Raw genomic sequence first — 466 nt, 5'->3', positions numbered from 1 at the left:
TTATTAAACTGAAAAAGTTCATGGTCGTCGCCTTTTAAAACATTAATTTGTTTATTATCAACAAAAGAAGCAACCCCATGGATAATATCGACATGATGCTTTTTCAAGAGCATCTCTACTCCACCGGTTAAATGGTTAACAACTTTCTTCTGTTTCCATTCTTGGGTTGTTTTCCAATCTAGTTCGGTTCCGCTGCTTTTCAAACCAAAGGGTTGTTCAAAAACGGCATCGCGATAATGATGGCCAACATTAATCAAAGCTTTGGAGGGAATGCAGCCAATGTTTAAGCAAACACCGCCAATAAAAGTACTTTCGATAATTGTAACTTTTTGGCCTAATTCTGCCGCTCTTATAGCAGCAACGTAGCCTCCGGGACCTGATCCGATTACGACAGTATCAATATCGGTTGCTTGAGCCCCAACAACACCACCAGTCGCCATAATTACACCTCCATCAGCATGTAAGC

The 466-nt window shown here is 40.8% G+C and carries 1 protein-coding gene; it reads right to left on the bottom strand.

Annotated elements, in window-relative coordinates:
* On the bottom strand, positions 1 to 440 hold a 440-nt coding region (locus KH893_RS12030), incomplete at its 3' end, for an FAD-dependent oxidoreductase (RefSeq protein WP_281166310.1).
* Positions 441 to 466 lie beyond the last annotated feature (26 nt).

The organism is Liquorilactobacillus sicerae, assembly GCF_029916425.1.
Taxonomy (GTDB): Bacteria; Bacillota; Bacilli; order Lactobacillales; family Lactobacillaceae; genus Liquorilactobacillus; species Liquorilactobacillus sicerae.
The sequence above is the reverse complement of the archived record's forward strand: the minus strand, read 5'-3'. Positions and strand labels throughout refer to the sequence as shown.